At 60.8% G+C, this 24661-nt stretch carries 13 protein-coding genes; 10 read left to right on the top strand and 3 right to left on the bottom strand.

Annotated elements, in window-relative coordinates:
- Positions 1–80: 80 nt before the first annotated feature.
- From IPM84_09645 to IPM84_09610, 8 genes are all read left to right on the top strand, one after another.
- Positions 81–2042, top strand: coding sequence for a hypothetical protein (locus IPM84_09645; GenBank protein MBK9093028.1), 1962 nt, complete (start codon positions 81–83; stop codon positions 2040–2042).
- Between the two features lie 111 nt (positions 2043–2153).
- Positions 2154–3140, top strand: coding sequence for an ABC transporter permease (locus IPM84_09640; protein MBK9093027.1), 987 nt, complete (start codon positions 2154–2156; stop codon positions 3138–3140).
- A gap of 24 nt (positions 3141–3164) precedes the next feature.
- Entirely contained in the window at positions 3165–4364 is a 1200-nt protein-coding gene (locus IPM84_09635) for an ABC transporter permease (GenBank protein ID MBK9093026.1), read from the top strand.
- Positions 4365–4377: 13 nt separating this feature from the next.
- Positions 4378–6588 (top strand): GH32 C-terminal domain-containing protein, encoded by a 2211-nt coding sequence (locus IPM84_09630; protein ID MBK9093025.1) that lies wholly within the window; start codon positions 4378–4380, stop codon positions 6586–6588.
- Between the two features lie 37 nt (positions 6589–6625).
- A complete protein-coding gene (locus IPM84_09625; protein ID MBK9093024.1) occupies positions 6626–7645 on the top strand; it encodes an ABC transporter ATP-binding protein in 1020 nt (339 codons plus the stop codon).
- Positions 7626–8657: an ATP-binding cassette domain-containing protein gene (locus IPM84_09620; protein ID MBK9093023.1), complete on the top strand. Its 1032-nt coding sequence runs from the start codon at positions 7626–7628 to the stop codon at positions 8655–8657. Before IPM84_09625 ends, IPM84_09620 begins: the two co-directional genes overlap by 20 nt.
- 76 nt (positions 8658–8733) lie before the next feature.
- Positions 8734–10227 carry a glycoside hydrolase family 32 protein gene (locus IPM84_09615; GenBank protein ID MBK9093022.1) on the top strand — a complete coding sequence of 498 codons (1494 nt, stop codon included), beginning with the start codon at positions 8734–8736 and terminating at the stop codon, positions 10225–10227.
- A 290-nt stretch (positions 10228–10517) separates the two neighbouring features.
- Complete coding sequence (locus IPM84_09610; GenBank protein MBK9093021.1) at positions 10518–10730, top strand: cold shock domain-containing protein; 213 nt, start codon at positions 10518–10520, stop codon at positions 10728–10730.
- A 72-nt stretch (positions 10731–10802) separates the two neighbouring features.
- Here the strand turns inward: IPM84_09610 and IPM84_09605 are convergent, their stop codons facing one another.
- The 3 genes from IPM84_09605 to glgP form a co-directional block, all read right to left on the bottom strand.
- A complete protein-coding gene (locus tag IPM84_09605) occupies positions 10803–12770 on the bottom strand; it encodes a hypothetical protein (protein ID MBK9093020.1) in 1968 nt (655 codons plus the stop codon).
- A 19-nt stretch (positions 12771–12789) separates the two neighbouring features.
- Entirely contained in the window at positions 12790–16527 is a 3738-nt protein-coding gene (locus IPM84_09600; protein ID MBK9093019.1) for a glutamine synthetase adenylyltransferase, read from the bottom strand.
- Positions 16528–16598: 71 nt separating this feature from the next.
- The gene (gene glgP / locus IPM84_09595; protein MBK9093018.1) at positions 16599–19142 is read right to left on the bottom strand and encodes an alpha-glucan family phosphorylase; all 2544 of its coding nucleotides are present in this window, start codon (positions 19140–19142) and stop codon (positions 16599–16601) included.
- Positions 19143–19315: 173 nt separating this feature from the next.
- Here glgP and IPM84_09590 point away from each other — a divergent pair, with 173 nt between their 5' ends.
- Together IPM84_09590 and IPM84_09585 are read left to right on the top strand one after the other, a co-directional pair.
- On the top strand, positions 19316–20299 hold the full coding sequence (locus IPM84_09590; protein ID MBK9093017.1) for a hypothetical protein: 984 nt from the start codon (positions 19316–19318) through the stop codon (positions 20297–20299).
- A 184-nt stretch (positions 20300–20483) separates the two neighbouring features.
- Positions 20484–24560: a helix-turn-helix domain-containing protein gene (locus tag IPM84_09585; protein MBK9093016.1), complete on the top strand. Its 4077-nt coding sequence runs from the start codon at positions 20484–20486 to the stop codon at positions 24558–24560.
- Positions 24561–24661: the final 101 nt, after the last annotated feature.

Raw genomic sequence — 24661 nt, 5'->3', positions numbered from 1 at the left:
TGTGCGATTACGCAGCATCACCAAGATCGAATTTGGAGGAAAGAATGAGAAAGCTACTTCACTTTGCGCAGATCATCATATTGATCACCATCATCCTGGCTGTTGCTGGGTGCAGCTCGCCTACCCCGACGCCGCCACCAGCCGCGACTCAACCCGCGGCCGCGACCCAGCCGCCGGTTGCTGCCCCTGCCGAAGCCAAATCAGCCCGCGGGTTCATCGAACCGCCCTTCCTGGCCGATCGTGTCGCTTCTGGCAAGCTCCCACCCATCGACCAGCGCCTGCCAGATGACGTTTTCGTCGTTGGCCCCGGCGTCCTGTTGCAAGAAGAGTACGGCGCCTGGGAAAACGGCCAATACGGCGGCGACATCAATATCGCTGCGTCCTGGGGCTCGGGATTCCTGAATATCGGTCAAGGTTCGACCATCTTGCGCTCCCCCAGCCAGACAACTAAGGCCTCCTTGCCCAATGTTATCGGCTCGCTGAAGATTTCAGATGATTACACCACCTATACCTTCGGCATGCGCAAGGGCTTGCGCTGGTCGGACGGCGAGCCGCTGACCACCGAGGACATCCGCTTCGCCTTCGAGGATATCTATGCCGACCCGGATGTGCTGCGCGGCTTCCCCTCTGAACTGAATGCCCAGGGCAGCGCCGCCAACGGGGCCGCTGAGCTGAAGATCATCGACGAGTACAACTTTGAGTTGAAGTTCAGCAAGCCCTATGGCGCGTTCGTCGCCGCCCTCAACTCCTGGATCCCGAACTACGACTTCATGTTCAAGCCGGCGCACTACTTGAAGAAGTTCCATGCAAAATATGCTGATCCGGCCGAACTTGAGAAACTGCTCAAGGAAGCGAATGAAACCAGTTGGGTCAACTTGCTCAACACCAAGGACGTCGCGCATTGGGATTGCGGTGAGATTCGCGCCTTGGGCCAGCCCACGTTGAACGCCTGGGTGCTCACCGAAGCAACCCAAGATCGCCGTGTCTTCGAGCGCAACCCCTACTTCTGGCATGTTGACTCCAACGGCCGCCAGCTGCCCTATGTCGACCGCGTGGTCAACAACCTCGCCATTGACAGCGCGGCCACACTCAACGCCGTCATGGCCGGCAAGGTCACGCTCGCGGGCGGCAACAACGTCTCGCTCAGCGACATGCCGGTTCTGGTGCAGACGGCAGCTCAGTTCAACCGCAAGATCTTCACCACCGGTTCCTTCAACTATCCGACCATGCTCTTCCTCAACCTGGACTATGAGTATGACAAGGAAGGCAGCGTCTGGCAGAAGCTGATCACGGATCCCGAACGTCGCTTCGGGCAGGCGATCGCCGCCGCGATGGATCCGAATGAGGTTAACAAGACCATCTTCTTTGGCAAGTTCGGCCAGCCCTTCATGAATGCCACGGGGCCTGACCTGGAGAAGGCCAATAGCCTGCTGGACGCGCTGGGCCTTGACAAGCGCGGCAGCGATGGCCTCCGCCTGGGGCCGGATGGGCAGCCCTTCATCTTCCGCATCACCTTCAATACGGAAGCGCCCGAAACCGCGCCGATTGCCGAACTGCTCAAGGAGCAGATTCAGAAATCCGGCCTGCATGTCGAGCTCGAAGTGGTCGATGGCACGCTGTGGGATCAGCGCCGGAGCGCCAACGAGATTATGGCCTCCTTGAAATGGAACGACGGCGAGGCCTGGGCTACGGGTATCTCCGAAGATTACCTGCCTAACCATAAAGGCCCCTGGTCCCCGATGACCTGGTTGTACTACAGCACCGGCGGCAAACAGGGTCGCCAGCCGCCAGCGTACGTCAAGGAGTTCTACGATCTGCACACAGCGCGCAAGGCGTACCCACCCGAGTCAGACAAGGGTATGGAAATCTACAACAAGCTGTACAAGTGGATGTCGGACAACTACGTGATGATCCCAGTGGTCGGGCACCAGGTCAAGCCTAATTCGGTGGATGCCCGGTTGCGAAATCTCCCGAATGATGGTTCTCCCTTTGACCTCGACGTTTACATCAACGCCGAAGGGTACTGGTTTGCTGCGAAATAGATGAAGTCGTCAGCCTTCAGGCCCAGCCCGCGGCGTGGGCCAGGCCTGAAGGCTGCGCAATCCACAGCGATCCTCGCCCACGCGCTCGCCAACGAGCCGAAAGGAGCGGCCATGCTTAAGTTCTTAGTGCGTCGTTTGGGAGCCCTCATCCCATTGCTGATTCTTGTCTCGATCGTTTCGTTCGTCATCATTCAGTTGCCGCCTGGCGACTATGTTGACAGCTACATACGAAATCTTGAGCTGCAGGGCGGGTCATTGAATGACGCTCAGAAACTTGCGCTTCAACGGCAGTATGGGTTGGATAAGCCCTTGATCATGCAGTACGGCGTGTGGATCTCCAAGATCGTCCTGCACGGCGATTTCGGCAATTCATTCCGGTACCAGCGACCGGTCGCCGACCTGTTGGGGGAGCGCGTGCCGCGCACCATCGCATTGTCTTTGGCGTCCATTGCGCTAACCTGGGTCATCGCGATTCCCATCGGCATTCTCTCTGCATTGAAGAAGTACTCCGTGTGGGACTATTTCTTCACCTTTCTGAGCTTCTTAGGACTTTCGATCCCGGCGTTCCTGCTGGCGCTGGTGCTCATGTATGTCGTCTTCTCCCGGACAGGATATCTGGTGACCGGGCTGTTCTCAGATGAGTTCCGCAACGCGGCCTGGTCCATGGCCAAGTTCGTAGATATGCTGAAGAACATCTGGCTGCCGCTGGTTGTTTTGGCCGTGACCGGCGCGGCGGGGCTCATCCGCATCCTGCGCGCTACGCTGCTGGATGAATTGAAGAAGCAATATGTCACGACCGCGCGGGCTAAGGGCCTGCCTGAATGGCGGGTGATTTTATCGTATCCCATTCGCATCGCCATCAATCCGATCATCAGCACTATCGGCTGGATGCTGCCTGGCGTCGTCGGCGGCGAGTTGGTCGTATCCAAAGTGTTGAACATACCGACGGTTGGCCCCATGATCCTGGATGCCACTTTAGGGCAGGATATGTACCTGGCCGGCGCGTTCGTGTTGATCCTGTGCTCACTGACCATTGTCGGCACGTTGATATCCGATATTCTTCTGGCGTGGGCCGATCCACGCATCCGCTTCGAATAAGCAGCCCGGCGAAAGGGTGCAAATATGCAAACAACAATCACGAACAGCGCATCAGGAGCATCAGAACACTATGTAAATCGCCGGTCCGGCGAGCTGCTGCGGCGTTACCGGGGGACCCGCACACGGCGCCAGAAGGTCGCTGAGCAGTTGCTGGAGGCGTCGCAGTATGGGCTGATGCTGGCCAAGTTCAAAAAGCACCGCCTGGCCCTGATTAGTTTCTGGGTGCTGGCTAGCATCTATCTGATGGCCATCTTGGCGAACTTTGTGGCGCCCTACAGCCCGGTCACGCGCTTCGGCGACCTGGTCTACGCCAGTCCGACCAAGATTCACATCCGCGACGCGGAAGGGGCTTTCCACCTGCCGTTCGTGTACGGCCGGACCAGCCAACTGGATGAGGCGACGTATACCTATACGTTCGTAGACGACACCAGCACGCGTTACCCCGTGCGTCTCTTTGCCAAAGGTGAGCCGTACAAGCTGTGGGGGGTAATTTCCTCTGACGTGCATCTGATCGGAGTTGGTTCTGAGCAGCCCTTGATGTTGATGGGCAGCGACCAGCTTGGGCGCGACCTGTTTTCGCGAATCGTGCATGCCGCGCGGGTGTCGCTCTTTATCGGTTTCGGCGGCGTGCTTGTCAGCTTTTTCCTGGGCATCCTGCTTGGCGGTATCTCCGGGTTCTTCGGCGGCACGATCGATCTCATCATCCAGCGGGTGATCGAGTTCTTCATGAGCATTCCGCAGATCCCCCTGTGGATGGGCCTTTCAGCCGCCATCCCGGAGAATTGGACCGGCATCCAAACCTTCCTCGCCATTACCATCATCCTGTCGCTGGTCGGCTGGACGGGGTTGGCGCGCGTGGTGCGCGGGAAGATCATTTCGCTGCGGGAAGAAGACTATGTCACCGCGGCCAAGATCTCGTCGGCCGGCAACCTGGCGATCATCTTCAGACACCTGCTGCCCGGCTTCATGAGCTATCTCATCGTTCACATCACCATCGCCATCCCGGGCATGATCCTGGGCGAGACCACCCTGAGCTTTCTGGGCTTGGGCATCAACCCGCCCGACGTGAGCTGGGGCTCGCTGCTCCAGCAAGCCCAGGATGTGACCGTGATCGCCTTCTACCCGTGGCTGCTATATCCCTGCGCTGCGATCATCTTGGCCGTAGTCCTGTTCAACTTCATTGGCGACGGCCTGCGCGACGCAGCGGACCCCTACACACGCTGAAGGAGGGCCTGTCATGAGTGGCCGAATGGTTTTCTCTGTGATGCACAAACGTTTCTCGCTCCTTTTGCTGGTGCTCTTGTTAGTTGGAGGATGTCAGAGACCGATGAATGATTCTCAGACGGCGCTTGCGCCTCAGAATAGCCCGGAATCGCGGCCTGCCGTTCCCAGCGCCGCCCCAACGCCGCGGCCGGTGGAGACCCAAGCCGCGGCAAGCGTGCAACCCACGCCGGGACCGAAGACCCCGGTAGACTATCTGGCGACGTCCGAGGCACGGGACGCATACGAATATCCCATCTCGGAAGCATCGCGTTACCAGCAGGTATATCGTCCCCAGTTTCATTTTTCACCTGCCAAGGGATGGCTAGGCGATCCGGATGGGATGATCCGCTTCAACAACCTCTATCACATCTTCTGGTGGGGCCATGCCGAGTCGAAAGACCTGGTGCACTGGAACGAACGCATCTGGCCGATGATCGGCGATAACGGCTCCTTCGTCTACTATTCCGGTTCGGTCGTTGTAGATAAATATAACACCAGCGGCCTGGCGGTGGACTCCGATCAGCCGCCGATGATCGCCGTCTACACCATGCACTATCAAGGCACAGGCGAAGAGGTGCAGGGCCTATCGATCAGCTACGACTATACGAGCTTCGTATATTACGACCAGAACCCGGTGCTCGATTCCGAGCGACCCGCGTTCCGCGATCCGCAGGTGTTCTATCATCCTGAGACCGACCGCTGGATCATGATCATCACGCTCTCGGATGATCGCAAGGTCAGCTTCTATGCCTCGCAGGATCTCAAGCACTGGGAGCACCTGAGCGACTTCGGCCCGATCGGCGCGCAGTCGCAGGTTTGGGAGGTGCCTGACATCTTCCAGTTGAGCGTGGATGGCGACCCGACTCAGAAGAAATGGGTTCTGCTGTGCGGGATAGGCCCCAACCGGGAGCAGTACTTTGTCGGGGACTTTAACGGGAAGAGATTCACGCTGGACCCGGCCTTGAACGGGTATCTCCTGCGTGGCGAGGGCCTGCCGGGCGCAGTGTTTGCCGACTTTGAGAAGGGCCTGCCGGCGGGCTGGACCAGCGAAGGGGACGAGATTGCCATCGGCAACGGCGAAAATCTCGGCCTCTACAAAACGTCAGGCTTTCTTGGCGCCGGTTTCTTGAGCACGTACACGCCCGGATCAAAGACCGGCGACCGGGGACTGGCAACCGTCACGTCGCCTGAGTTTGTCATCAGCACGCGCTTCATTAACTTTCTGGTCGCCGGTGGCGCTCACGGCAGCGATGGCAGTATCAGCCTGGTTGTGGATGGCGCCGCGATTCGTCGCGCCAGCGGCGACGGCTCCGATATCATGAAGTGGGTGAGCTGGGACGTGACCGAACTGGCGGGCAAGAAGGCGCAGATTCAGATCGTCGATCAGCGCACTGCTTCCGATCTCGGGCATGTCAGCGTGGATCACATCTTGTTCTCGGATACGCCGATGGTGAGCGGCCGCGAGCACGCCAACTGGCTCGACCACGGCGCGGATTACTACGCCGTGCGCACGTATCGCGATTACGACAACGCGGAAGATCGCGTGGTCACGATGGGCTGGCTGGGCAACTGGGAGTACGCCAACGATGTACCCACCTCTTGGGGTAAAGGCGCGCTGGCCCTGCCCCGCGAAATCAGCCTGGCGTCGTATGCCGGCGGGTTGCGCATCGTCCAGCGGCCGATTCCAGCCTTGGAAGGCCTGCGCCAGGAACCGATCCAGATCAAACAGCGAACGCTGCAAGGCATCACGCCGCTTTCCGAGTTCAAACCAGCCAGGAACACCTACGAGATCGACGCGACCTTTGAAATCACCGATCCGAAAGCGAAGTTCGGCATCAAGACCGTGGTGAACGGTGATCATGGGGTGAGCGTCGGATACGACGCGAACACAGCGACGCTGTTTCTCGACCGCACAAACTCGGAGAACGCCAGGTTCAGCGGCCGCTTTGCCAAGTATATGACCGCACCACTGGCTCCCCAAAATGGGAAGGTCCGGCTGCACATCTTCGTCGACCAGTCATCCATTGAGGTGTTCGCCAATGACGGTGTGGTAACCATGTCTGCACTGATGTTTCCCAGCCCCAACAGTCTCGGCACTGAATTGTTCTCGGAAGGCGGCGAGACTAATTTACAGAGTCTCAGGGCATGGGAGCTGGATTCCATCTGGGGTGTGCCCGCAGAGTGAAGGGTCGCACAATCGCGAGAACGAAGGATACGCACCAATGAATCAACTAGAAATCCGAAACCTGAAAACCTTCTTCTTCCTCGATGAAGGCATTGTGAAGGCGGTAGATGGCGTAGACCTTATGGTCGGGGACCAGGAGACGATCGGCATTATCGGTGAGTCCGGTTGCGGAAAAAGCGTGATGTCCCAATCAATCATGCGCCTGGTGCAGCCGCCGGGTGAGATTGTCAAGGGAACGGCGCTGCTGCACCGCAAGAATGGGAGCACCATCGATGTTTTCGCCCTGGCGCCCAACGCGCCGGAGCTGCGCGCCATCCGGGGCAACGAAATCGCCATGATTTTCCAGGAACCGATGACTGCCTTTTCGCCCGTCTATACCATCGGCCACCAGATCAGCGAAATGGTCGCGTTGCACACGCAGCTCGACCGGAAGAAGAATCGCGAGCACGTGATCGGGTTGCTCAACCGGGTAGGCATCTCCAACCCGGCCCAGCGCTATGACGAATATCCGCATCAGCTTTCCGGTGGCATGCGCCAACGCGCGATGATCGCCATGGCCCTGAGCTGCAGCCCGAAGATCATCCTGGCGGATGAGCCGACTACAGCGCTGGACGTGACCATCCAGGCGCAGATCCTTGACCTGATGCGAGAGCTGCAACACGAAGTGGGCATGTCAATCATCTATATCACCCACAATATGGCGGTAATCGCTGAAACGGTCGAGCGGGTCTACGTGATGTACCTGGGCCAGGTAGTGGAAAGCACCACCACGCAACAGCTGTTTGCCAACCCGCTGCACCCCTACACCCAGATGCTGCTGCGCTCCATCCCCAAACCCGGCCAGAAAGTGGATAAGCTCGAAGTGATCAGCGGGACGGTGCCAACCCCGATTGACCGCCCCAGGCAATGTGGATTCGCCACCCGCTGCCCGAGCGCCATGTCCGGCCTGTGCGATAAGTCTATGCCGGCGCTATTCGAAAAAGAACCGGGGCACTTCGTGCGGTGCTTCCTGTACAGCCAAGAAACGGAGCCAGAAGATGAGTGGACAAATATCTAACCCAACGACCGACCCGCGGATCCTTGCCGTGCATGATCTGGCTAAGTACTTCCCCATCACACAGGGCCTGATGAAGCGCGTGTCCGGCCATGTCCGCGCCGTGGATAATGTGGACCTGTATGTCAACGTGGGTGAGACGCTGTCGATTGTGGGTGAATCCGGCTCCGGCAAGACTACGCTGGGTCGCTGCATTGTGCGGGCCCTTGAGCCGACCCGCGGGCGGGTCCAACTGCAGATAGACGGCCGGTGGATCGATTTGACCGCGCTGAAAGGCGAAGAGCTGCGGGCCACCCGGCGTCATTTCCACATGATCTTCCAGGACCCCTATTCCTCACTCGACCCGCGCATGACGGTTTTCGATATTGTTAAGGAGCCGCTCGTCTATAACAAGCTTGCCAGGGGCGCAGAGGTGCGTGAGAAAGTCATCGACACGCTCAAACGGGTCGGGCTGGAAGAACGGCACCTGCGCCGCTATCCGCACGCCTTCAGTGGCGGACAACGCCAGCGGATTGGCATCGCGCGGTCGCTGGTGTGTCACCCCAAGTTGATCGTCTGCGATGAATCGGTGTCCGCGCTGGATGTGTCGGTCCAGGCGCAGATCCTCAACCTGTTGAAAGAACTGCAGCAAGAGCTGAATCTTTCCTATATCTTTATCGCCCATGACTTGGCGGTGGTGGAGCACATCTCCGACCGGGTGGCGGTCATGTATGTGGGCAAGATCGTCGAGCTGGCCAAGTCGGACGAAATGTTCAACCATCCGCGCCACCCATACACCGAGGCGCTGCTGTCGGCAGTGCCGCTGCCGGACCCGACCCGCAAGTCAGCGCGGATGATCCTGGAAGGCGAAGTCGCCAACCCTGCTCATCCGCCGAGCGGCTGTTACTTCCACCCGCGCTGTCCTTATGCGACCTCACAATGTAAAAACGAAACGCCACAATGGCGCGAAATCACGCCGGAGCATTTTGTCTCTTGCCATCATGCCGACCAACTTCAACTGAAGGGGATGATGTAGGCGTAGGTTCAAACCATCAGAACAGGCTACTCAACGGGCAGGAGCAAGCCAAATATAGGCGAATAGGATCTCTTTCATGAATTTCGGCAGCAACCCGACGCTTATCGCGCGGCGACGGCACGCATGTGACCCGCACCGCCCGCAGTATCACTTCACTGCGCCCGCCAACTGGCTGAACGACCCCAACGGTCTTATCCAGTGGCAGGGGCAGTATCATCTGTTCTATCAGCACAACCCCCATGCCCCGGTCCACGGCAGTATCCACTGGGGTCATGCGGTCAGTGACGATCTTGTCCACTGGCGCGATCTGCCTATTGCGCTCGCGCCCACGCCAGGCGGCCCTGATGCGCGCGGGTGCTGGTCCGGCTGTACGGTGGACGACAATGGGCTGCCCACGCTCGTCTACACAGGCGTTGCCCCCCAGGCGGTGAGCATCGCCACCAGCACGGACGGCCTGCTGACCTGGGACAAATGGGCAGACAACCCCGTGATCCCCGGGCTGCCAGCCGAGCTGGCTGCGACCGCAGGCGGCGATTTCCGCGACCCCTTCGTATGGCGCGCCGACGGCCAGTGGCACATGGTCATCGGTACGCGGATCGCAGGCGTGGGGGGCCTGGTGCTACGCTACCGCTCGGATGACCTGCGGGACTGGGAGTACCTGGGGCCAATCCACCGCGGTAATCTCAACCAAACCGCCCCCTTCTCGACGGGCGCGATGTGGGAATGCCCCAACCTGCTCGACTTCGGGGCGAAGCAGGCCCTCATCATCTCGGTCCAGGATCCCGCCTGGCGCCTAATGTACCCTTTCTACGTCACGGGTATCCTGGGGCTTTCCGGCTTCGAGGTTGAACGACAGGAGATCCTGGTGCATCCGGGCACCGGCGGCGATTTCTACGCGCCGCAAGCGTTGCGGCGAAACGATGGTAGCTACCTGCTGTGGGGCTGGCTCAACGAAGGCCGCAATGAGGCCGCGCGCCGGCAAGCAGGCTGGGCTGGTGCGCTATCCCTGCCGCTGCGAGTCTCGTTGACGTCTGACGGCAGCCTGGCCCTCGAACCCACGCCCGAGGTGCAGGCCCTGCGCGGCCAACACTGGCATTGCGATGGCGTCGCGCGCGCAGCCGAATCCAACGCGTGGCTAGAAAATGTGCGCGGTGACTGCCTGGAGATCATCGCGCAGGTGGAGCCGGGCGCTGGCGCAGAAGTTGGTTTCAAGGTGCGCTGTACACCGGAGGACGAGGAATATACGACGATCATGATCCAACAGGCGGCCCAGCGGATCGTGATCGAGCGTGATCACGCCAGCCTAGACACCGAGGTCGATCGCGCCCCGTGCGTCGCGCCGATCACATTGGCCGCAGGTGAGTCGGTGACCCTACACATCTTCCTCGACCGCTCGGTGGTGGAGGTCTTCGCCAACGGTGGCCGGACCAACCTGGTCACCCGCATCTATCCCACACGACCGGACAGCCTGGGCGTCCGCCTTTTCAGCCGCGGTGGTTCGGCGAAGGTGACATCGCTGGATGTCTGGACGATGGGGGCGATCTGGCAGGTTGAGGAACTGGTAGATTAGGCGACGAGAAGACAGAGAATGTAGTCATGGCCCTGTGGAGTTTTGGTCTTACTCCAACTGATCTTGCGCGCCTCATCCTTGTTTTTCGCGTATCGTCAATTTGACACCGTTAGCGAATTAAAGTATGATACACTCTGCAAGATGTAGTAAGTCCTTTGATGTGCCAAGCAAATGAGCCGTAAAGACTTTAAGTCTTACGGCTCTTTTATTTTACCGTTGGGAACGACCACGTTTTGCACCATGGCTACGGTTGTAGCGCAGGATCATAATTTGGAAAAGGAGTTTTCAACATGGCAGTTCGCGAAAAGGGCGTCGTCAAGTGGTTCAACGATCAGAAGGGCTTCGGCTTCATTACGCCTGAGTCCGGCGCAAAAGACGTATTTGTCCACCAGTCCGCAATCATGGGTCAGGGCTTCCGCAGCCTGGCCGAAGGCGATCACGTCGAGTTTGCAATCGAACAGGGACCCAAAGGCCCGTCGGCTAGCAACGTCCAAAAGATCTAGTGACTCGCGCGCGTGATGCGCGGGTTGAAAAATGCACGAGGAGGCAATCGTCGAGATTACCTCCTCCCGTGCTCAGTAAACGAGAAGGATTCGGTCATTGATCGGGTCCTTCTCGTTTGTATTCCGAATATCAACGTCGGCTGGCGTCTGCAATGCCAAATGTCGAACCAAACGACCCAGCAGGAGTAGCATCGCTCCCAGTCCGAAGAGTCCCCACCCTTGCTTGGCCAGGCCTGGCGGCGCCTGATTGAACGCGGTGAAGTGAATACCAGTGGGAGGCGCTGGCGCCGTGTAGCGCACGATAACACCCGAATCGCTCACCGCCCAGCCGTCTATGGCCGACACCATGTCCACCGCAGACAGGGGATGGGTGGTAGGGCTGGCGGCTTGGGTCCAAGTAGTGCCATCCCAGTAAAGAATGGCCCCACCATTGCCCACTGCCCAGCCCTCCGCGGCTGAGACCATGACCACCGATCTCAGCCATTGCGTGGTCGAACTGGCGGCTTGCATCCACGCAGTGCCATCCCAATGTATGATGATGCCGTAGTTGCCCACGGCCCAGCCGTCCGTTGGCGACACCATGAACACAGAATTGAGTGAGCCAGTGGTTGGGCTGGTGACCTGTAACCAGTCGCTGCCGTTCCAATGCAAAATGATGCCGTAGTTGCCCACGGCCCAGCCATCCGTGGCCGATACCATGCTCACCGAACCCAAGCCCGACGATGTGGGGCTGGCCTCCTGCGTCCAGGCGTTGCCGTTCCAGTGTACGATATTGCCGCCTTCACCAACTGCCCAGCCATCCGTAGCCGAGACCATTGCCACTGACAGCAGCCATTCCGTGGTTGGGCTGGCGACCTGTGTCCAGGCGTTGCCGTTCCAGCGCAGGATAACCCCATTGTAGCCCACCGCCCAGCCGTCCGTCGCTGCGACCATGTCCACTGAGAAGAGCGCCTCTGTCGTGGGGAGGGCGACTTGCGTCCAGGTGTTGCCGTTCCAACGCAACATGGTGTCGTAGGCCAGGGCCCAGCCGTCTGTCGCTGAAACCATGTCCACCGAAGTCAGGTCATGTTGTCGCGGACTGACGACATAGGCCCAAAAGCCGCCATTCCAGTGTATGATGATGCCCCCTTCGCCCACGGCCCAGCCGTCCGTTGGCGACACCATGAACACAGAATTGAGTGAGCCTGTGGTTGGGCTGGTGGCCACAGCCCAGGTGTCGCCGTCCCAGTGCAGGATAACCCCATTGTAGCCCACCGCCCAGCCGTCCGTTGCCGATACCATTCCCACTGAAAACAACGGCTCCGTGGCAGGAGTAGCGAACTGCACCCAGGCGCTGCCGTCCCAGTGAAAGAGGGTGTCGTAGCCCGCAGCCCATCCATCCGTTGCCGATACCATGGCGACAGAGCTTATGACCTGAGTCGTCGGGCTGGTGACCTGGGACCAGCTACTGCCATCCCAGTGCAGGATAACGCCCTCGCCCACTGCCCAGCCGTCCATGGCCGACACCATGGCGACCGACTTCAGGTCCGACAGTGTCGGGCCAACGACCTGCATCCAAGTGTTGCCATTCCAGTGTAAGATGATGCCCGCTTCACCCACAATCCACCCGTCGCTGGCCGAGGTCATGTCTACGGAATGGAGCGAACTCGTGAGGGGACTGGCAGCCTTTGCAGCAAGCGAAACTGGTGCTGAGGACCAGGTGCTGCCGTTCCAATGCAGAATGACGCCTCCTTCACCAACAGCCCAACCGTCCGTGGTCGAAACCATCGCCACTGAGAGTAGCCAGCCGGTGATCGGGCTGGTAACCTGAGACCACACGCTGCCATTCCAGTGCAGGATGATGCCGCCTTCACCGACGGCCCAGCCGTCCGTGGGCGAGACCATCGCCGCCGAGCTTAATGAGAGCTGGCACGGATTAGGATCATTCAGCCCCCAGCACTGCCAGTTGCCGGGGGCAACAGGTTGCGCCGAGGCTGCGTTGGTCACGGCTACGAACAGAGCAAGAACAAACGTCACGATGAAAGATTGGCTGTGTTTCATGGCGTCCTCCACGCGGCTATTAGCCCAATAAGCGTACGCTCAGTTGTTGCACGAAGGTTGGATGGCGGTTGAGATCGGCGCGCAGGCGCTCCAGATCGGCGCCGTAGCCCAGGCGGTCAGCCAGGAAGCGGTATTCTTCGCTGGCGGCCGGTGGCACGGTCAGGTCTTTGGTGTTGCCGCGCACCATGCGCAGGGCGTTGACCAGGCGACGGATGAACATATGGGCGTCACGCAGGCGCTCATAGTCGTCCTGAGCCAGGATGCCGACCTGCGCCAGCGCGGCCAGGGCCTCGCGCGTGTTGGTCAGGCGCAGGGCCGGGTGCGCAAGGCCGTGGTTGATCTGCAGCCCCTGCACCAGGTATTCGATGTCCACTGCACCGCCGGGGCTGAACTTGGCGTTGAACGCGCCTGCGGTGACCAGGTGACGCAACTGGCGTTCGCGCATGGCGCGCATGGCCGCGACATCGAATGGCTCGCCGGTGTAGACAAACTGATCGCGCTGCGCTACGATCTGGCGGCCAAACTCGACATCGCCGGCGAGGGGGCGCAAGCGAATCAGGGCCTGGCGTTCATAGGCCCAGGCCGGGCCGCCGGGCGCAAAGTAACGCTGAAATGAGGCCAGGGAGACGGCCAGGCTGCCGGCTTTGCCGTACGGGCGCAGGCGCAGATCAATCTCAAAGATGCCCTCGCGCTTGGCGCGGATGGTACTGACAAAGGACTGCACCAGGCGCTCGTAGAACTCCGCGTTGGAGATGACGGCCGGGCCGCGCGTCTGACCACTGCCCGCGTAGATGAACAGCAGTTCGATGTCTGAGGCAAAGCCCAACTCGCGGCCGCCAGCCTTGCCCAGCGCGCACACCGTCAGCGGGCAAGCGGTTGGCGCAGATGCAGGCGTCTGGTCAGCCACAGGGTCGAGGAGAGGGGCGCCGTGCTCGGCGAGCAGTGGCTGCAGGACAACGCCAAAGGTGGCCTGCACCACCACATCCGCCAGATCGCTCAGCTCGCCGGAGAACTGACCAAACTCGGTCACATGGCCCAAGATATAGCGCATGTCAATGCGGAATATCTCGCGATCCTTGAACGCGTTGAGCACGTCACGCCGGCCGGGCGCATCCGGCGTCGCGCGCAGGCGAGCATCCAGATCGGCGGCCAATTGTGCGCGGGGGCGCGCGGCGTGCAGTGCATCCACATCGCGTACCACCGGAAAGAGGTTGGCGTACTGCATACGCAGAAAGTCGTTCCAGAGGAAATCGCTGACGCCCAGCAGGCGGGCCAGCGCGCTCAACACCTCTGGCCGTTCCAGTGACACCAGTTCATCGGGCCAGTTGGGCTGGCTGAAGAGCTGGCCCAGGAAGGCGCGAAAGTGCAGCAGGGCCGATTCCGGGTCGGGCGAACGTGGCAGCAGATGGGTAAAGTGTTTGACCAGGACGATCGCGGCACGTAGCTCGCGCTGGCGCGCCGGCGCAGTGATCTTGTCGCCGCGGGCGTCGGTGACATAGAGAGTGTCATGCACATGGCTGCCGAGAGTGTCCACCGTGACCCGCGCAATGTAAAGGTCGTTGAGCGCCAACGCGTTGGTCAGTTCGTAGAGAAAGCCGGTCGTGTCCTGCGCCTCGATGGTCAGCACGGTGTAGCGCGCAGACTGCCGGTTGTCAATCTGCACTTCGATGGGGTAGAGCGTGCTGCCGCTGCTGCTCGCCTCACGCAGACGCGCGGCAAACCGTTTGACCAGAGCACCCTGCGCCAGCGCGCTCTGATGCTCCTGCAGCAGGCGCAGAAGCGCGTCGAGGTCGCGACGGTAACGCGTCCACACGTCCGGCGCCAGATCGTGTAGGGTGGGGCGCACCGTGAAGACATCTACGATCTTTTGCCGGACATCGGCCTCCGGCGGGCGCGTGGCCTGCAGGGGCGCGCGGCGCAGGCTATCGCGGTAGAACCCGCGCCCGCGGTCGCCGGGGGGCGCGGGGCCGCTGACCGGTTCGTAGGTGAAGACATCGCCATCCAGGATGTCGAAGCCATGCACCGCCAGCAGGCCGCAGATCAGCGATAGCTCGCCCAGGTAATCGAACGCTACGATGGTCACTCGCCACAGGCCGCCTTCGACCGCCGCGGCATCCACCTCCACCAGGTTAGCGGCGCTCAGGCGCGCGACAAGCGACGTGTGGCGTTCGATCTCCGCCTCGCTGAAGACCAGGGTGTAGGCGGGGTCAAGCCGGGCCAGGTGGCGCTGCACGGCCGGCGAGGCCATCGAGTCGGCCGGCGGCTGGGCCGGGTCCGCGGCGGGGACGCTGAGATCGCCCAGGTGGCGCAGATAGACCGCGCGAATGGCGGCGCGCTGCTGTTCGTAGCGGGCGAGAAAGCGCGCGCCGGCGTCGGCGCCGTTGAAACCGAGGCGCCGCGCAAAGGTGGTCAGTTCGTCTGCGGCCGTGGGCAGGCTGGAGGTTTGACGGTAGTGCATGAGCTGCAGGTAATGTTCGACGGCGCGCATGAAGATGTAGCCGTCGGACAGGGTGCGATAGTCGTCGGCGGTGATCAAATCGGCGCTGAAGAGCTGCGGCAGGGCTTCCAGGGTCTTGCCGGTACGCAAAGCTGGGCGCTCAGCGCCGTGCGCCAGTTGCAGATATTGGGCGACAAATTCGGCGTCCCGGATGGAGCCTTCGCCCAGTTTGACCTCACCCCAGGTGCGTCCGCGCGCGGCCAGGCTGGATTCGGTGCGCTGTTTCATGGCGGCCACGCTGGTGCGAACCTCTGCGGGCGTGGCGCTGAAGATGAACGGCTGCACCTGTTGCATGAAGTCCGCGGCCAGCGCGTCATCGCCGGCGATGACGCGCGCCTTGAGCAGGGCCTGTTTTTCCCACAGACGGGCGTCCTGGCGCAGGTAGCCCAGGTAACCATCGAGTGAGGAGACGAGCGGGCCGACGCCGCCCCAGGGGCGCAGTCGCATGTCCACCCGGTAGAGGAAACCCTCTGGCGTGGCGCGCACGAGGGCGTCAATCAGGTGCTGGCTGAGGGCCTGATAATCGGTAGGATGGTCACGAGCGATGAAGAGCAGGTCAATGTCTGAGCTGTAGTTCAGTTCTTCGCCGCCCAGTTTGCCCAGGGCGATGACGATGAAGCCGGCGCTGGCGCGCTCGGCGCGCCAGGCGGCCATGGTCAGGCATTGCCACACCAGGGCGTCGGCCAGACGCGAGAGCTGCAGGGTCACTTTGGGCAGATCGAGCAGGCCGAAGAAGTCGGCCGCGCCGATGCGCAGCAGTTCCCAACGCTGAAAACGGCGCAGGGCGTTGAGCTGATCGAACGGTTCGACAAAAGGCGCCAGGGCCTTCTGCGCTTCGGCATAGAGCTGCGCCGCGGTTTTGGGCTGTGACAGCTCGCGGCGTTCGCTGAACAGGCGAAAGTAGTCTGGATTGCGCAGGAGGATTTCGCTGAGAAAATGGCTGCCGGCAAAAAGGGTGATGAGCATTTCCACCTGGCGCGGGTTGGCTGCCAGGTAGAGAAACAGGTCGGCCGGCTGTGCCGCGCTGCGGGCGAAGCGTTCGAAGCTGACGAGGGCTGCAGTGGGGCTGGCCGCGCCGGCCACCGCGGGCAGCACAACGGCCAGACACGCGGCCAACGCCTCCTGGGTCAGTGCATCCTGGCTGATGCCTTGCAGCCGCCGCACCGCCGCGTGGGGGTCGGTGACCTGCGCGGCCGTCAACAGGTCGGCGGCCGCGGCCGGGGTCAGTTGCGCGCGCAGAAGTTCAAGATAGGGATTCATAGGTCAATTACAAAGGGCAGAAACCCGGCTGTGCGAGAAGCCGGGTTTCTGCGACGACAAACGTCACGGGTTCAGGCCCAGCGCACCAGGGCCATTTCGTGTTTGTTGAACAAGTCGGGATGCACGGGAACGATGCGCACGCCATAGATGATCTGGCCGCTGGCGGCGGGGGCAAGCAGGCCACGGTAGAGATAGCCGCCATCGTTGGTGCGCCCCACAAGCTGCATCGGCTCGTCGGTGAAGCCAACGGCGCCATCCTGGAAACCGTGGACGATCTCCACCGCCACCTCGGAGGGCGTCAATCCGCTCAGGCGCACGGTTGCGTTTATTTCGACCGGTTCGCCCACGGTCAGTTGACCATCGCGCGGGCCGCTGGCTTCGATGAACATCTGCGGCCAGTGGAACTGGACGCGATGCTTCCACTCGGCCACCTCGCGGGCGCGTGCGTAACCGTTGGCGCTCATCACCGCGTCATGACGCGCGGCCGGCACGTACATGTCGGTGGTGTACTCTTTGATCATGCGCGCCATGCTGAAGAGCCAGCCAGCACTGCTCATCGAGGCCCGCGTGATGTTCAGCCAGCGACGAGAAATACCATCGTCGTCGCGCTGGTAATAGGCCGGCACGACCTCATCTTCCAGGGTGGTGTAGAGGGACAGGGCGTCAGCTGCGTCCTGCGTAGCCTCATCCTTGTACATGCGTTCTTCGCCGATAGACCAGCCATTGCGACCGTCGTAACCCTCAGCCCACCAACCGTCGAGGACACTCAAATTGGGGCAGCCGTTGAGCGCGGCTTTTTGACCGCTGGTGCCGCTGGCTTCACGCGGGCGCCGCGGGTTGTTCAGCCAGACATCTACGCCCTGCACCAGGTAGCGCCCGATGTTCATGTCGTAGTCCTCGATGAACATCACCTTGTGCTCGAAATCGGGGTGCTGGGCAATCTGGCAGATCTGGCGAATGAACTCCTTGCCCGGTTCGTCGGCCGGGTGTGCCTTGCCCGAGAACAGAATCATGACCGGGCGTTCGCGGTTGGACACCAGGCGTTTGATGCGCTCCACATCGCTGAAGATCATGGTGGCGCGCTTGTAGGTTGCGAAGCGGCGGGCAAAGCCGATGACCAGGGTATTCGGGCTGAAGAAGGTGGCAATCTGCTTGAGCCGCGCCGGCCCTTCGCCCATGCGGTAGGCCCGATTTGTGGCGCGTGCCTCCATGAAGCGGAAGAGGCGCTCCTTGCCTTCCTGCAGCGCCGACCACAGCTCTTCATCCGGAATGTTGTAGACACCCTGCCAGAGCGTGGGATCGTCAATGCGCATGCGCCAGTCCGTGCCCAGGTATTTATCGAACAGGGGACACAGCGCGGGCGAGAGCCAGGTTTCCGTGTGTACGCCGTTGGTGATGTGGCCGATGGGCACCTCGGCTGCCGGAGTACCGGGCCACAGCCAGGTCCACATTTCGCGCGAGACTTCGCCATGCAGCTTGCTGACGCCGTTGGCCTGTCCGGAGCAGCGCAACGCCAGCACCGTCATGCTGAAGGTGGCGCCCCAGGGCTGATCCTGGCGCGCAAACTGCAGGAAGGCCTCGCGATTGATACCCAATTGGCCCCAGTAGTGCCCAAAGTGTTTGTCCATCATGTCGAAACCGAAGGCGTCATGGCCTGCAGGCACCGGCGTATGCGTGGTGAAGACGCAACTGGCGCGGGTAACCTCCAGCGCCTGCTGGAAAGTCAACCCTTGATTTTGCACCAGTTCGCGGATGCGCTCCAGGCCCAGGAAGGCCGCATGGCCTTCGTTCATATGCCAGACGGCGGGGTCGTAGCCCAACGCGCGTATGGCCCGCACGCCGCCGATGCCAAGCACGATCTCCTGCGAGATGCGGATCTCGTTATCACCGCCGTACAGCCGGGCCGACAGCTCGCGGTCTTGGGGGTCGTTGAGCGGCACATCGGTGTCCATCAGGAAGAGCGGGATACGTCCCACCTGGACCTTCCAGATTTTGGCGTAGACCGCACGGCCCGATAGGTCAACCTTGACAATGACCTCCTCGCCGTTGCTGTTGCGCGCGGCCGTCGTTGGCACTTCGTCGAACTTGATCTTGCTGTAGAATGCATCCTGGCGGCCATCGCCGGTGATGCGTTGGGTAAAATAGCCGCCAGAATAGAGAAAACCCACGCCAATGAACGGCAGGCCCAAGTCACTGGCGGCCTTGCAATGATCGCCCGAAAGGACGCCGAGGCCGCCCGAATAGATGGGGAGCGCTTCGTGCAGGCCAAATTCAGCCGAAAAATAGGCGATGCTCTTGCCCTTCAATTCCGGGTAGGTCTGATCGAACCAGGTGGCGTCCGGGTGCATGTAGGCGTCGAATGCAGCCATGACCCGGTCGTACAGTGCGGTGTAGTTCTCATCGCCGGCGGCCTGGTTGAGGCTCTTCTGACTGACCTCACGCAGAAACTTGACGGGATTGTGCGCGAGGCTGTCCCACAGAGACACATTCAGGGTGGCATAGAGGGCCTGCGCATCGGGGTTCCAACTCCACCACAAATTATCGGCTAATTCGTGCAGGCGTTGGATGCGCTCGGGGATGTGGGGAAAAACGGAAAGGGTTCCGAGGATATTCACAACAAGAGCTCCTTTACCCGCGAGGGGTATGCACCATAGATCAGGACCATCACCTTACAATCACAGTTTAGACAGGATAGCGCAACTTGTCAAGCTGGTTGCCGTGCGCGCTGATACGCTGCTGTATCGCACCTTTGTTCGCATTTCCGGCCTGTTTGTGGTAAAATAGGCCGGTGAATAGCGAAACAACACCAAAACTTAGCGTCATCGAAAGCATTGCAGCCGGATTTCGGGTTTTGGCCCGCGCTCCCTGGCTCATTCTCGTACCGGTTCTACTCGATGTGGCCCTCTGGCTTGGCCCCCAATTATCGGTACAACCCCTGATGACGCCACTGGTGGCTGCCGTGCAGGCCCCACCAGGCACGACCTTGACCAGCGAGTACCAGGAAGCCCTGGATGCCAGCCGTCAACTGCTGACCCAATTCGGCGATCAATACAACCTGTTGTCGGTCCTGGCCAACGGCCTGCTGGGGACGCCCAGCCTGATCAGTGACATTGGTCTGGGTCAGAGCATCACACGCCAGGCAGGACGACTCGATCTGTCATCGTTTGGCTCGCTGACCGGTTGGTTGGTGGGCCTGCTCATCCTCAGTGTCATTATCGGCGCGCTCTACCTGGTGCTCATTGCCCAGCATGTGCGCGCCGCGCCTTTGTCGCTGCCCGCCCTGGCCCGCAGTTTTGTGCGCACGTTGGGGCGTCTGCTGATCTTCACCCTGTTGATCGGTTTGCTACTGGCGCTGGCCAGTATCCCCCTGGCGCTGTTCGCCGGCGTGCTGACGCTGGTGGGAGGCGCGGCCGGCACCCTGTTCGCGGTATCATTGGTCGTATTTGTTGGCTGGTGGGTCCGGCTCGGTTTTACCTTCATGGTGCCTGCGCTGGTGTTGGATGAGGTCGGTCTGCGCCAGGGCATCTGGCGCAGCATCAACCTGGCGGCGCGCAATCTGCTCAGCACCATGGGCCTGGTCATCGTGCTGAACCTGATCGGCACTGGCTTCAGCCTGGTGTGGCAGCGCCTGGCAAGCGGGCCGCTTGGGATGGCGATCGGCATCCTGGGCAATGCCGCACTCGGCACCGGGCTGCTGATCGGCGTGTTTATTTTCTATCGCGACCGCATGCAGCGCTGGCAGGCGGACATCACCAACCTGGCGACAGCGTAAGGACTTGCGAGCGGCGATCTCCCGACCGCCGCAGAACGATGATGAATGACCCGCACGCTCACAAGCGCATGGGGCGCCATGGGGGTCAAGTGAGCGCCGCAGAAATAGTAGACCATGCACATAGAGCCGGAGGAGACATAAGATGGCAGGAAAACAAAACGGGGCGAACGGCAACCGGCCTGAGATGCAATACGAAGCCAGTGATATTCAGGTACTCGAAGGGTTGGAGGCAGTACGCCGCCGCCCAGGCATGTACATCGGCGGCACGGACGGCAAGGCGCTGCATCACATGGTGTATGAGGTCACCGATAATGCGGTTGACGAGGCCATGGCAGGCTATTGCACGCACATCGAGGTGGTGATTCACCCCGATGAAAGCGTCAGCGTCATTGACAACGGCCGCGGTATCCCGGTGGGCATTCAACCGCAGACCGGCCAGCCGGCCGTCACTGTTGTCCTGACCAAACTGCACGCCGGCAGTAAGTTTGGCGGCGGCGGATACAAGGTGTCGGGCGGTTTGCACGGCGTCGGCGTTTCGGCTGTCAACGCGCTGTCGGATTGGCTGGAGGTGCGCGTGCGGCGTCACGGCCATATTTACCGCCAACGCTTCGAGCGCGGCACGCCCGTCAGCGAACTGGAGATCATCGGCGATGTGCCCGAGGACGATACCGGCACGATCATCACCTTTCTGCGCGACCCCACCATCTTCGAGGTCCTGGAATACCGCTACGAGACGCTTCTGCAGCGCTTCCGCGAGATGGCGTTTCTGAACCGCGGCCTGAAGATCACCTTTATGGATGAACGCGGCGCGTTCGACAAACAGGGGCAGCAGGTGGCCTATCCCCATGCCACCACCTTCTACTTCGAGGGCGGCGTCAGCAGCTTTGTGCGCTATCTGAACAAGAACCGCGCGGTACTGCACGAGCCGATCTACGCGCAGAGGGAAGTGGATGGCACACAGATCGAAGTCGCGGTGCAGTATACCGATGGCTATAACGAATCCAGCTACAGCTTTGCTAACACCATCAACACCCCGGACGGCGGCAGTCACATGACCGGCCTGCGCTCCGCGCTGACGCGTTCGCTCAACGATTATGCGCGCAAGATCGGTTTCATCAAGGAAGGCGACGCCAGTTTCACTGGTGAGGACACCAAAGAAGGGCTGACCGCCATCGTCAGCGTCAAGCTGCCGGACCCGCAGTTCGAGAGCCAGACCAAGGTCAAGCTGCTCAACGCCGAAGTTCGCGGTCAGGTGGAATCGGCTGTGGTCGAGGCGCTGAACGCATGGATGGAGCAGTTCCCCAAAGAGGCGAAGGCGATTGTGGAAAAGTGCCGCACCTCGGCGCGCGCGCGCGAAGCGGCCCGCCAGGCGCGTGACCTGGTCTTCCGCAAGAGCGCGCTGGAGAGCATGACCCTCCCCGGCAAACTGGCCGACTGCTCCGAACGCGATCCGAGTAAGGCAGAGATCTATATCGTAGAAGGAGATTCGGCCGGAGGCTGTTTTTCGGGAGAGACACAGATTGCGCTGGCAGATGGGCGAGCCTTGAGTCTCAAGGAGATCGTTGCCGAACACCAGGCCGGTTTGAAGCATTTCTGCTATACGATACGCCATGACGGCAAAATCGGCTTGGAGCAGATCGTCAACCCTCGCATGACGAAGGCTGGCGCGGAAGTCATCCGCGTCACGCTCGATAATGGAGAGACGATTGTCTGCACGCCCGATCATCCATTCATGCTCCGAGATGGAAGTTACAAGCCAGCAGCATCACTTGCCAATGGGGATTCACTAATGCCCCTGTATCGTAAGCTGTCGGACATGAAAGAACCAGCAAACTACAATCATCGTGTGGCGGTGGTCGAAAGATTGGCAGAATGGATAGACGTATACGACATCGAGGTGCCGCATTCACACAATTTTGCCCTGGCGAGCGGCGTATTCGTCCATAATAGTGCCAAGCAGGGTCGTGATCGCAGGTTCCAGGCCATCTTGCCTCTGCGCGGCAAGATCCTCAATGTGGAGAAGGCGCGGCTGGAGAAATCGCTGGCCAATCGCGAAATTCAAGCCCTGATTACCGCCCTGGGCACCGGCATTGGCAACGATTTCTCGCTGGACAACCTGCGCTATGGCCGGGTTGTGATTATGAGCGTGGATGGCGAGGAATTGACCTTCGTCAAGGACCCGGCCGGGCGCATCTGCGCCGAGCGGGTAGGGCCGTTCATTGACTGGCTGTGGGAAACGGGCGCGAATCCGTCAGCCTATCAAGTGATCTGTTTCGACGCGACGTCGGGCCAGGTGCGCTTCAAGCCCATCAAGGCCGTTCTGCGCCACGATCACGATGGCCCGCTCTTCGAGATCAAGACGACCTATGGCCGGAGTGTGCGAGTGACCGGCGAGCACAGCGTCTTTGTGGCCGATGCGGATGGCAAGCCGGTGCTCAAGCGGGGCGACGAGGTTCGCCCCGGCGATCTCCTGGTTGCACCCGGACGATTGCCGCTCAGCCAGCCGGCGCCGGCGCAGCTTGACCTTCTCCAGGCCTTCCTGGCGCTGGATGAGGCCCTGGACACAGACTTGGTGGTGCGCGGCATTGGCGTCGAGGCGTGGTACAAGGCCACGGTGCGCGCTGAATATGCCGACGCCCCGCAGATGGTGGAGCCGCGGGTGACGATTCCACCCGACGTTGGCAACTTGCTCAAGGCGCAGCGCCAGGCCCTGGGCCTGAGTCAGGCTGACATCTGTGAGGCGGTGGGAATTCGTCAACCGGTCACGTACTATGCCTGGGAAAAAGGCAGCGGTCGTCCCGCCCTGGACCATTTCCTTCGTTATGTGGACCTGCTGGGTATCAACAGACAAACGGTTCTCTCCCAGGTCACGGTGGGGAACAGTCGCCTGGATCATATCTGGAACACGCAGTATCGGGCTGCGCCGGCCAATCGCGTGCGCAATTACGTGACTCTGTCGCGGCTGCAGGACGCTGATTTGACCTTGTTAGGTGACAACATCTGTCTGACTCCGCGCCATTACGCCGACCAGGGAGTGCCGCGTTACTTGCCCATTGATGAATCGCTCATGCTGCTGCTTGGCTTCTTTGTGGCTGAAGGCTCCCTGAGCCAGCGCAACGGTGTGCGCCTGTCCATCGGAAAGCGGAACGAAGCCCTGGTGCCTGAACTCACGGAGGCGATCAAGCGAGTCTTTGGACTGGAGCCAACCTGGTATGCCGCAGCGGATGGGCGTGCGCATGAGCTGCGAATCTTGAATCGAGTCGTCACGGCGGTGTTCCGTCTGCTGTTCGGCTTCGACGGCGTCCATGCCGAAAGCAAGCACATTCCTGATCTTGTGTTCAATGTAGACCAATCCATGCAGATTGCGTTCCTGCGCGGCTATTTCCTCGGCGACGGCACCCTGAGCACACGCGCGATGTCCTTCACGACGACATCGGAGCTGCTGGCCAACCAATTGATGTATCTGCTGGCCGCGCATGGGGTGACAGCATCCTTGTCGCAGCGTGAGCCGACGGGGCAGCCGAGCGGTTTGATTCGCGGCAAGCCGGTCATCACGCGGCGCACGGCCTTTCACGTGACGGTGTCCGGGCGCGGGGCCATGACTACCCTGGCGTTGATCTGGCAGGATCATCAGCGGGCGCCTGACGTGCGCAGTTGGCTGGCAACCGATGCTGGTCATGGCGGACCGCATGCAGCCACCCCGCTGCGCGGTGATCTGCTTGGTCTTGCAGTTCGTTCGGTACACCAGACGCCGGCGTCCAAGCGCAAGGTTTACGACTTTTCGGTTGAAGGAGACGAAAACTTCATCGCCGGCGTCGGCGGCATAGCGCTGCACAACACAGACGCTGACGTGGACGGTAGCCACATCCGCACGCTGCTGCTGACGATGTTCTTCCGCTACATGGAGTCGTTGATCGAAAAGGGACATCTGTACATCGCGCAACCGCCCCTTTATCTCGTCAAGAAGGGCAAAGATCAGCGCTACGCCTACTCGGATGCAGAGAAGGATCGCCTGGTGAAGGAGATGGGGAGCGACAGCGGCAACCTGGTCGTGCAGCGTTACAAGGGTCTGGGCGAAATGAATCCAGAGCAGTTGTGGTCTACCACCATGAACCCGGAGAACCGCACCCTACTGCAGGTGACCATCGAGGACGCGGCGGCGTCTGATCGCACCTTCGACATGTTGATGGGCGAAGCGGTGCCCCCGCGCAAGCGTTTCATCCAGACGCACGCCAAGCAGGTCAGGAATCTGGATGTATGAGAAGTCATTGACAGAGACTTCCGAAGCCTTGATGACTTCGGAAGTCTCATGTGAGGACCGTTATAAATCGCTGCTGGTCATGTTATAAATCGCTGCTGGTC

It is taken from the genome of Candidatus Amarolinea dominans (genome assembly GCA_016719785.1).
Taxonomy (GTDB): domain Bacteria; phylum Chloroflexota; class Anaerolineae; order SSC4; family Amarolineaceae; genus Amarolinea; species Amarolinea dominans.
Note: the sequence above shows the minus strand (reverse complement) of the source record. Positions and strands in the feature narration are given on the sequence as shown.